Source organism: Pseudochrobactrum sp. Wa41.01b-1, assembly GCF_019464455.1.
Taxonomy (GTDB): Bacteria; Pseudomonadota; Alphaproteobacteria; order Rhizobiales; family Rhizobiaceae; genus Pseudochrobactrum; species Pseudochrobactrum saccharolyticum.
In genome coordinates, this window is sequence record NZ_CP080493.1 from 1,271,654 (window position 1) to 1,282,500 (window position 10,847).

Annotated in this window: 7 protein-coding genes, 1 tRNA gene, 2 rRNA genes and 1 pseudogene (1 of these 11 cut by a window edge); 3 read left to right on the top strand and 8 right to left on the bottom strand. The window is 47.6% G+C overall.

Translation table 11 applies throughout. The annotated features are described in order from the left end of the window. Nucleotides 1-288 precede the first annotated feature (288 nt). From K1X45_RS05995 to K1X45_RS06010, 4 genes and pseudogenes are all read right to left on the bottom strand, one after another. Nucleotides 289-442: pseudogene (locus tag K1X45_RS05995) on the bottom strand (transposase); the annotation flags it as partial. A gap of 190 nt (nucleotides 443-632) precedes the next feature. Further along, complete coding sequence (locus K1X45_RS06000; RefSeq protein ID WP_220160105.1) at nucleotides 633-821, bottom strand: hypothetical protein; 189 nt, start codon at nucleotides 819-821, stop codon at nucleotides 633-635. 465 nt (nucleotides 822-1,286) lie between these two features. Beyond that, nucleotides 1,287-1,658, bottom strand: a complete 372-nt coding sequence (locus K1X45_RS06005) for a hypothetical protein (protein WP_220160106.1) — start codon at nucleotides 1,656-1,658, stop codon at nucleotides 1,287-1,289. Between the two features lie 72 nt (nucleotides 1,659-1,730). Next, a complete protein-coding gene (locus K1X45_RS06010) occupies nucleotides 1,731-2,285 on the bottom strand; it encodes a hypothetical protein (RefSeq protein WP_220160107.1) in 555 nt (184 codons plus the stop codon). A 116-nt stretch (nucleotides 2,286-2,401) separates the two neighbouring features. Here K1X45_RS06010 and K1X45_RS06015 point away from each other — a divergent pair, with 116 nt between their 5' ends. The 3 genes from K1X45_RS06015 to K1X45_RS06025 are packed head-to-tail and all read left to right on the top strand — an operon-like array spanning nucleotide 2,402 to nucleotide 5,842. Beyond that, nucleotides 2,402-4,114, top strand: a complete 1,713-nt coding sequence (locus K1X45_RS06015; RefSeq protein ID WP_220160108.1) for a hypothetical protein — start codon at nucleotides 2,402-2,404, stop codon at nucleotides 4,112-4,114. Further along, entirely contained in the window at nucleotides 4,111-4,686 is a 576-nt protein-coding gene (locus K1X45_RS06020; protein WP_220160109.1) for a hypothetical protein, read from the top strand. Before K1X45_RS06015 ends, K1X45_RS06020 begins: the two co-directional genes overlap by 4 nt. A gap of 16 nt (nucleotides 4,687-4,702) precedes the next feature. Beyond that, nucleotides 4,703-5,842 (top strand): hypothetical protein, encoded by a 1,140-nt coding sequence (locus K1X45_RS06025; protein WP_151160380.1) that lies wholly within the window; start codon nucleotides 4,703-4,705, stop codon nucleotides 5,840-5,842. A 1,092-nt stretch (nucleotides 5,843-6,934) separates the two neighbouring features. Here the strand turns inward: K1X45_RS06025 and K1X45_RS06030 are convergent. The 4 genes from K1X45_RS06030 to K1X45_RS06045 form a co-directional block, all read right to left on the bottom strand. After that, nucleotides 6,935-7,441, bottom strand: a complete 507-nt coding sequence (locus K1X45_RS06030; RefSeq protein ID WP_116089489.1) for a hypothetical protein — start codon at nucleotides 7,439-7,441, stop codon at nucleotides 6,935-6,937. Nucleotides 7,442-8,169: 728 nt separating this feature from the next. Beyond that, a tRNA-Met gene (locus K1X45_RS06035) sits at nucleotides 8,170-8,246 on the bottom strand. Between the two features lie 228 nt (nucleotides 8,247-8,474). Continuing rightward, nucleotides 8,475-8,589 (bottom strand): 5S ribosomal RNA (gene rrf / locus K1X45_RS06040). 201 nt (nucleotides 8,590-8,790) lie between these two features. Next, nucleotides 8,791-10,847 (bottom strand): 23S ribosomal RNA (locus K1X45_RS06045) (it continues 751 nt past the right edge of the window).

Sequence of the window (10,847 nt, forward strand, 5' to 3'; positions counted from 1 at the left end):
AAAATATCGCTAAAACAGATACCTGCACCCATTACGGTCATTAAATATTATATGTGGTCCGCTACGCCCCGATTTGAACCTATTTTAGCTAAGGCACTGTTATAACTGATAAAAAGAGATTTCGATACATTTCAGGTTTTTTTGAAATACAAAAACCATCAACTAACTATTTGAATTAATTGAGAGTTCTCGGTTCTATTTGGTTACGGGGGCGCGCAACCACCGATACCGACATTTATTCTCAATTGAAATTTAAGCTTATCTATTAGGCTCCAGACTCATTGAGTTTCACAGCGAGAAGATGACGGTTGCGGCGAGGAGGATGGCTGAGAGGAAAGTCTCCGGACATCGGCGGTTCGCGTTGCAACGCGCCGCCAGTCCATGAGGCGGCCGAACATGATCTCGATGCGATTGCGTGTTTGTAGCGCCGCTTGTCATATTTGCAGTTTCGCGCCAGCTGAACCTATCATTTCAAGTGAAAGTGAACCCAAAATCCATGAATTTGCATCATTACAACACCAGACAGATCTTATAAGCTAGATCGCGCACCAGCAAGACACCCTAAGATATGAAGCTGAAATATGAATGCTTATTCTTTTGCGAATATAGGGCCTGACAATTGAGGAAAAATTTTAGCCCGGAATGGAGCCGATAGGCCAATCACCGAAACTTACCTCAATTTCCGAAGCTTCGGATGGACACATCATCACAAGTGAAAAAGTTTTTTCACCCTCTGCATACCAAGCTGCCTCTTGGGCATTCTTATCTGCAAATTGTCCATAGCAGACCGCAGCCACACTCCCGTCAGCGGCGATCATCACGCCCCAATTCACGTCACCACCACTCGCTGGCTCAAAACCACGTGTATAAAGAAGTTTTTCACCACCTTCATGATCGGTGTGACGTTCTCACTTCTGTATAAAGAATATCGCGCACGTCCCCAGTCGGCACTGCGGCTTCAATAGCAGCGCGCACCTGCGGGTGGTTCAGAAAACGCGTGCCATCCACTTCATCATAGACATATTTTCCAGCATAAACAGCCAGCAGCGGCGTAGCCTAAACCATTTCAGCCTGTGCGAATGCATTGGAAATCGAGAGAAGATTAACCAAGGATGGCAACCCAATAAAGGGTAACAATTTCATTAAAATAAATCTTTTAAATGTTATAAAATCTTAAGCCCTTACTCACATATTTGCGCTGATTACCACGATAGACTTTTTGATCAAGATACGCACAGGCTCTCCTATAGGAGAGCCACAAGCACGAAATTTTATATGCGCAGAGCTTAGTTCTGCATTTTTTTCATCTGTTCGCACATGGTCTGCTTCTGACTTGCACTGCCTGCAGCAATTTTAGCTTTGGTTTCTTCATAGCCTTTGGTAAAAATTGTGTCGAACTCTGCTGATGAAAGTCCGCCAGCGGAAGATGCAGATTGTTGTCCTGCCTTCATTTCTTTCAGCTGATCAGCAGAATAACTACCACATTCTTCAGCCATGGCATGCATCGCGCCGCCGAACTCGGCGATTTTTGCCATATTTTCTTTTTCCTGCGCCATAACAGCACTTGGCACAAACACAGTCGCGCATAAGGCGGCCGCAAATAACGTTTTTGTTACACTTGAATTGAACATAGAAATTCTCCCAAAATAAATAGCCAAATAAAAGCTGCTGGCCTGCGTAAAGCACCCTGCAATAGCTTTCAATGATAAAATTATAGTATCGTCTAAGTATTATTGGCTTTTATTCTCACAGTGCAGCCATTCAAATTTGCCTGAATCATAGCACCAACCAGCTTGCTCCATGGCATCTTCAAGCGCGAATAGCGGGGCAATTTTGGTTTGCCCATCACGCTGACAAGTGAAGGACGCGATATCCTCGTCCCCTTTGGAGATGTGAACACCTGCTTCCAGCTCGGCCTCCTCATCAAGCCGGTCGAAGCTCTGCCACACCTGATATTTGTAGCCCTCATTATTAAAGGTAACAGTTGAATTAATGGCTCTGCCAACACCTTTCCAAGGCGCTACCGTTTTGGCAGAAAAAGCCTCACTCAACGAGAGCCCGTCTTTGCCCTTTTCGGTAAATCGATAAGTAAATTTCGGGGCTGCATCACCATTCTCCGGCTCAATGCAAATTTGGAGATGCTTATTCTTGGCAACATTACAGGAAATAAATGTTTCACCCGAGCAATCAGGCGCAGCGAATGCAAGTTCCGTATCAACCACTGCTAGCCCCCCGCCCAGTGCCAGCAGTGTTAAAAAGGAAGTAACAAGGCTTTTATTTCTCATAAAGATAAACCACAAAATAAAGAAACTTATATACTTGAATCAACGTGCATTAAGATTGACACATAGGGCGTATACATTAAGCATTTGCATTTTGAAATAACGAATCAAGGATACTTATGCAAAAACCTGTCTTCATTCTGATAGCCAGTCTGGTGCTTGGTACTATTTTTGGTTTTCTGGATGTCAGCAGTTTTATAGCTGATCAAGGCTTGAGCAATATTACCGGCTACGGTATTGGTGCTGCAGCAGTAACTATTCTTGGTATTGCCGGATTAATACGCCTGTTATGGGTCATTGCAGGCGCTGTTATCAACGGCTTACTCATTGCGGCTTTTGCCTATTTTGCATCCAACGGTATTCTGACAGGTGAATTTACCGGGCAAACAGTGGTAGCCACACCGCTTTTGATGATCATTTTGCTGCCGCTGCCATTTTGGGTTTCTTATGCGCAGACCCGTCATTTTGATTATGCAATCGTCTATCAATCCGCATGGAATATTTGCTGGCGCGTCTTCGGAGCGCTTGCCAGCCTATTTTGGGTCGCGATTTATTCAACCGCCTCGGGCATCGGTTCAGATATTGTCGATCCGGAACTGATGCGCTTTTTTCCATGGCTCATTGGTGGAGCGATAGCCGGTGTGGTTGCCATATTAACAGATCGGCTTGAGCCATCTTTCATCTCGCCAAGATCGCGCTTCATTGCACATCTGATCGGGCCGCAGTTGCTGTTGCCGCTCATGGCAATGATGATGCTGATCGTATTTTTCAGCACAGAAGCGGTCAATGACTCTCAGTTTTCAATCAGCCTCACTTTATGGGCCATGCTGAGCTGGTCAATTATTGCCACCATCATTGCCGAGCGTAATGAAGCAGAGCGTCTGCAAGATGGTTATGACTGGTTCGGTAAAATTGCAGTGCTTGCGGTTTTGGCTTTCGGGTTTCTGACCGCATGGCTGCTTTATGGCGATTATCAAAGTTTCGGGCTGGTGCCGGTTGATGTCACCTTCATTTACCTGACAGCCATCGGGCTTATCTATGGTTTTGCCTATCTGTGGGCGCTAACCGGCGGCACATCATGGGCACAGCGTTTACGCTGCATCAATCTTGTCATGGTGCTTCCGGTTTACTGCATTTTTGCTCTGGCTTTGACGGATGCGCTCTCGCCGCTACGAGTTGCCGCACAGCAGCAAGTGAGCATGGCCTTGGCGGGAGATGCGCGCTTTACCGAGAATAGTGTCAAGCAGCTGATGAAATGGGGGCAACCCGGTGCCGATGCCCTCAAAACCTTAAGAGAAGCTGTTGTCGACAAGCCTGAGCTTGGAAAACTTCTGGGCACGCTGCTCCCTGAAAAATCCAAACCACTATCCGTACCGGAACAAGTCATCACGCCTACACAGGGGCTTAAACTGCGCGATCAGCTCATTGAGCAGGCGGTTTTTGTGCCGGACAATGAGAAAATCCAGCAGATAACCCGCAATGCTGTTACGCTGATGCCGGATTATCTGTTTCAGAATTATGCGAGCCTATGCGCAGTAACGGAAGCGAATACAGGCTGTACCATTTATCTGGCCGATTTTCTTCCCCAAGCCACAGGCAAAGTGATCCTGATCGATAGCGGCAAAGCGGATCCGTTGCGTTTTCAGGCTTTACAGGTCAATGGAACAAATTCTGCGTCGCTGCAAACCTTTGTTCATGGCGACATCACCGATGAAGACAAAGGCGGCGCAATGGTTGCTGTTGCAGGATGCGACGTCAATGCTATGCAATTTGGCAAGGCACTTGTGTTGGCTCTCGATGGATTTGATAAGAAAAAGGCATGCCAATTATGAGCAATAGATTCACCTTTAAAATTTTGTCAGGTCTGATGCTCGTTGCAGCCTTAAGCCTGTCGCAGCCATTATCTGCAAAGGCGGATGCAGCAGAAGGCGATCTGGAAGGCGCCAAACTCAGCGAATTGCTGGAGCAATCCGGCATTCAATGCAGCGATACTAAGGGGCTTAACTGTAGCGCAGGAAATTACGAAGTGACCATTCATAGTGATTGTGCGGTTGCACCCTATTATGGCGCGATCTATGGCGGGCCTGCCAAGCTCAGCGCACGCGCTGGCGGCAGTGATCAGAAAATAGTCGCCAGTCTGGCCGAGGATCAGCTCATCTGCATCAAAGCGACAGCCAAAACCGGTATTTCAGATGCTGAATATTTTGTCATGGCAATGCCGATAGATCGGTTCGGTAAATGCGACGGTGTGAATGTTTTATGCCGCGTCTCTGCACCATTGCCGGAGCCTTACCGCACGACTATGGAAAATTGTAAACAGCTGAAGAACGGCAAAATTTCATCTTGTCCGCAAGGCTGGGTACAGGCCGATGCGATCGAGCCTTATCCGAACGGCTTGGAATAAGAGGGGTACGGGAATCATGATCAATTACAAGTCATTATTAGCGAGTGCCTGCCTCGCCTTCTCACTCAACGGCACTGCTGTGGTCAGTGCACAGACACCACAACAGCAAGAAGCCAATTTCGAGCGCTATGGGCCGTTTTTCTTCTTTCCTGATAAGCCTGAGCTTCTCATTTATACCGGTCAGGTGGGCGCAAATGACCTGCTCAATCTTAAAAAAGCATTGCGCGAGAACCCTGCTGTCAACACGCTTATTTTGAGCAACAATCCAGGTGGTCTGGTTCATATCGGGCTGGTTATCGCGGAAGAAGTCTATGAGCGGGGCATGAATACTTATATTCCGCCGGATTCATATTGCGCTTCAGCCTGCTCCTTTGTGTTCTTTGCAGGCAAAAACCGTGTTGCCGATGGCCGTCTTGGCGTTCACCAGATTTCCGCACCGGAACTCAGCGGAGAACAAGCGCAATTTGGCGTATCGGATATTGTGGCGACTTTGCCAAAATATGGCGTATCAGCCGATGTGCTGGGCATTATGTTCAGCACACCAGCCAAGGATATGTATTATTTCAGCCCGCAGGAAGTGGTGAAATACGGTATCAATCGCACCGGTGAAACCCAAGTTGCCTCAGTGCAACCGGTCCAGCCCAATAGCGGCAATGTTACTACACCAAATCATGTTAGTCCGGCTCAGGCACCGCAACAAGCCGCCCGCCCGAGTGATGCCAATGCCAATCCTCAGCAACAGCACAATGCGCCAAGCGCCATGCCGGCAATGAATGATGAGAATAAGGCCATGAATGTTGCCGCCCTCATGATCCAGACTGGCAGTGCCAATAATGATGATGCGATGGCATTCGTGAATGAATATTACGCCGATACTGTCGATTACTTCAAAAAACGGCGCCCCAAAGCAGAAATTTTGCAGGATAAAAACAGCTATTTCAGCCGCTGGCCGGTCAGACGTTTTGTCGTTGATGAAAGCTCGCTGAAAGCCAAATGTGAAAATGGCCTTTGTGCAGTCTACGGTCTTTATGATTACACAGTGTCCAGTCCTGACCGCAACAAGCAATCCAGCGGGACCTCGAATTTCACTTATGTACTGGACCTACAAGACAACTACCGCATTGTCCATGAAGATAGCGAAGTAGTTAAGCGTTAAGGCTCTCCGCCATATTCTGATGTGCCAGAAAGTAGACTATCTGCCTTCTGGCACATCCGCATCAGAGCAAATGACCATACGCCACTTATTTAAGACACCGACACTGACCACCTCATGGAATTCAAGTTTTGGTAAGACCAGACCAAAATCATCCGCAATTTGTTACAATCCAAGCGTGATATCCTGACAGGCAAACGCAAAATCTTCTATTTTCAGCCATAAACGCAGCGAACTATCACAATATTGCAACGCCCGATAATCAAGTATGGATAACCGTGCTGTAGTCATGACTTGCCGGATCGCGTCAGCCGGGATCAGGCGGCGCTTACCATTTTTCCTCTACCAATACAGCAGATCATCAAGACGGTAGAAGATAAACGGCAAGGTTTCGCGTACCCAAACCACTTTCAGCGCATATATGCTTAGTGTTCTAATTCGCTATGATTCACTATTGAATAGTCTGCCATCTTTGCGTGTCACGCTCACAATTTTGGCTGCTTGGGCTCTCTGGAAAAAATATTACCCCTTACGCAATCTTATAAGCACCGTTTAGAGCATAACGATTGCAGTTTCCATTTTTCAGCTTTATCGCCATCAATTTATCAATGCTCTAGGCGGAACTATTCTCAACTGTTTGGCTGGTTGGCTGGCGCAAGCTTTGTTCGATACAAAGGCTGAATAATGCAACTGAAACACTATATAAAAGTGTTGAAAAACGCTATTTTTGCGTAGGGCAAAGCCTATATGAACGCAGTTTCAAGCCATCGTCGAAATGAAACCTGTCCGACGCAAGTATTTTAAGCTGTGCTTCATTCAAAAATTCTGCACGTAGTTCAGGTTGCTCGCATTTTGCTTTCAATGAATATTCATCGCCACCAATTAATTTTGCTCTGAAAATTCACATTGAATTTCAGCTATTCTAATCATTTGATTGCTAATTTGTGCCGCGTTTTTATTGCCAACCGTTTCACGAGATGTGCCTTCAAGATTATAGCGCCAGTCTGCTAAGGGCAGCGGATCATCAGCGAAGCTTGGCAATGTAAAAAAGCATAAGATCAAAAAACTACGTATAATCAAACCCAAAATCAGATATTAATCCCATTTATGTGGCGGCTGCGGTGGCGGCGGAAAGCTTTCTGCCCCCAAAATCGTATAGCGCTCTGCCAACATAGCTAGTTCTTTGCATTCAGAAATTATATTCGGTAAGATTGCGCCACTCCCAGTTTCTTTATCAGCATCAGCATGACAGCGAGCCTGAAGCTGTTTCTTCCACGCAGCATAGTCGCTATCTGTCTTAGCACCAGTCATTTTGATCGCATCACCCAGCAACAATTCCGCCTGAATAGCACGCTGAAATGCACACAGGTTCATATTGCGCTTATTTAATTCACAATCGTCGAGCATAAGTTGCAAATCACTAACCGAAATACCACTTCGGTTTGCAAGCTCGGTTAACACGCGTTTCTCCATGTTTTCCGAAAGGTTTCCGGCCATTACACTTGATGGTAAGAAAGTCAGTGCGACGATGTAATATAGTATTTTATGCATGATGTAGTCCTCAATCCCAGCGCCAATACGGAAATATTCGCCCATCAGCATCTTGTTACCACTTGAAACGGCCACATCACAATAAGGCTCTGGAGGACGGCAAGCCGTCTTTGTGATCTAAAGTAAACGGACCACCAAAATCGTCAATCGTCGCTTTTCGTCATTAGTTAAAGATATCACATACTCAAAGTTGCAAAGCCAAGAGCCTGTCACCAGATTAAACCCACTGGTTTTTACTAAAGGCTAATCCAGTGTTTTGACCTATTTCATAGGTCGCAGAGCGTGCACTTAGAAACATCTGTTGATCTACCCCAAGCGCAGTTTGCAAAGAGGGTAATGGTAGCTTGATCATGGCGTTAAAAGCAGTTGTCATCGCGCATCAGCTTTTGCCAAGGTCACCGTCCAGTTGATCAGCGGTATAACAAGGTTGTTTTCCAAAACAGTCTTTCAGCTTGCAAATTTTTCGGCAGCTCGAACATCCAACATGGGCGAGCAAAGCTGCCTTTCGATTATCTTAGGGCTTCAACAACCTACGTTAGACGAACATCATCATATACCACCACGCTCGCACCTTTTGGGTTCTCCGCCTCCCCCCCAAAAAAACTACGATCATTAAATATTGTATGTGGTTGCGTAGTTCGTTACCCCCGATTTGAACCTGTTTTAGCTAAAGCACTGTTATAACTGATAAAACGAGTTTGCGATGCTTTTCAGGGATTTTCGACAAACAAAAATCATCATCCAATTATTTGAATTAATTGAGTATTTTGAATTTTGTTTGGTTGCGGGGGCAGGATTTGAACCTGCGGCCTTCAGGTTATGAGCCTGACGAGCTACCGGGCTGCTCCACCCCGCGTCAAAGATTTTCGGGTTTTGAGCCCGGGAGCGAAGTCAGGCGTAGCCTGATGAGGTGAGGCCGTATAGCAATCGATTGATTATCGATTGTAGGCCGAACGGGCGCTCCACCCTAGATATATGATCGCTTAAGATTTGCTTTGAAGATTGTCTTATCGGTAAGCGATTGATTTGCGCGTTTAGCGCTGAATGTTTGAGAAGATGTTTTTGTTTTCTGTGCCATTTGCAGACCTGGCAGCGACCTACTCTCCCGTGTCTTAAGACAAAGTACCATTGGCGCTGGAGCGTTTCACGGCCGAGTTCGGAATGGGATCGGGTGCAGCCGCTCCGCCATAACCACCAGGTCAGCAAAGGGCACAGAAACAAATAAGAAGCTGGATTTTTCGTGCACTGCGTAATTAGCGCAGTTCCGTCTCTAAGCACGCGACTGCGTGCCGGCCGTTAGGCCGCCCTCTCGGAGCCATTCACGAAGTGAATAGGGCGTGAGAGAGAAGAAACTATCAAACTCATCCATTGGATGAGCTTGATGGATATTGATAATGAGAACAATCAAGTCGATCGAGCTATTAGTACCGGTCAGCTGCATGCATTACTGCACTTCCACATCCGGCCTATCAACGTGGTGGTCTTCCACGGCTCTGATAGGGAATACTCGTTTTAAGGTTAGTTTCCCGCTTAGATGCCTTCAGCGGTTATCTAGTCCGTATATAGCTACTCTGCTATGCCGTTGGCACGACAACAGATCCACCAGAGATACGTCCATCCCGGTCCTCTCGTACTAGGGACAGATCCTTTCAATATTCCTACACCCACGGCAGATAGGGACCGAACTGTCTCACGACGTTCTGAACCCAACTCACGTACCGCTTTAAATGGCGAACAGCCATACCCTTGGGACCTGCTCCAGCCCCAGGATGCGATGAGTCGACATCGAGGTGCCAAACAACCCCGTCGATATGGACTCTTGGGGGTCATCAGCCTGTTATCCCCGGCGTACCTTTTATCCGTTGAGCGATGGCCCTTCCACACGGGACCACCGGATCACTATGACCGACTTTCGTCTCTGCTCGACTTGTCTGTCTTGCAGTCAGGCGGGCTTATGCCATTGCACTCGACGAACGATTTCCGACCGTTCTGAGCCCACCATCGCGCGCCTCCGTTACTCTTTAGGAGGCGACCGCCCCAGTCAAACTACCCACCATACACGGTCCTGGACCCGGATATACGGGTCGCAGTTAGACATCTATGACGATAAGGGTGGTATTTCAAGGATGACTCCACGAAGGCTGGCGCCTCCGCTTCAAAGTCTACCACCTATCCTACACATGTCGCCACAAATGCCAGTGTAAAGCTATAGTAAAGGTGCACGGGGTCTTTCCGTCTAACCGCAGGAACCCCGCATCTTCACGGGGAATTCAATTTCACTGAGTCTGCGTTGGAGACAGCGGGGAAGTCGTTACGCCATTCGTGCAGGTCGGAACTTACCCGACAAGGAATTTCGCTACCTTAGGACCGTTATAGTTACGGCCGCCGTTTACTGGGGCTTCAATTCAAGGCTTGCACCTCTCCTCTTAACCTTCCAGCACCGGGCAGGCGTCAGACCCTATACGTCGTCTTGCGACTTCGCAGAGCCCTGTGTTTTTGGTAAACAGTCGCTACCCCCTGGTCTGTGCCACCCTCATCTGCTTGCGCAAACAAGGGTCACGCTTCTTCCGAAGTTACGCGTGCAATTTGCCGAGTTCCTTCAACGCAGTTCTCTCAAGCGCCTTGGTATACTCTACCAGTCCACCAGTGTCGGTTTAGGGTACGGTCTATATGTGGGAGCTATTTCCTGGAACCGCTTCGCTGCAAGATCAATCCAATAAGACCTTACAACACACGCGATCCGTCACTACCCACAGGCCCACGAATATTAACGTGGTTCCCATCGACTACGCCTTTCGGCCTCGCCTTAGGGGCCGGCTAACCCTGCTCAGATTAACTTTAAGCAGGAACCCTTGGACTTTCGGCGAGAGTGTCTCTCACACTCTTTATCGTTACTCATGTCAGCATTCTCACTTCTGATACCTCCAGGATCTCTCACGAGTATCCCTTCACAGGCTTACAGAACGCTCCGCTACCACGCACATACGTGCATCCACAGCTTCGGTGTATGGCTTTAGCCCCGGTACATTTTCGGCGCAAAGACCCTTATCTAGACCAGTGAGCTGTTACGCTTTCTTTAAATGATGGCTGCTTCTAAGCCAACATCCTGGTTGTTTTGGGATCCTCACATCCTTTCCCACTTAGCCATAACTTAGGGACCTTAGATGGTGGTCAGGGTTGTTGCCCTCTTCACGACGGACGTTAGCACCCGCCGTGTGTCTGCCCAGTAGTACTCTCAGGTATTCGGAGTTTGATTGAGATCAGTAAGACGGTGAGTCCCCATTACCCATTCAGTGCTCTACCCCCTGAGGTATTCGCTGGACGCTCTACCTAAATAGATTTCGCGGAGAACCAGCTATCTCCGAGTTTGATTGGCCTTTCACCCCTAGCCACAAGTCATCCCAATCTATTGCAACAGATATGGGTTCGGTCCTCCAGTTGGTGTTACCCAACCTTC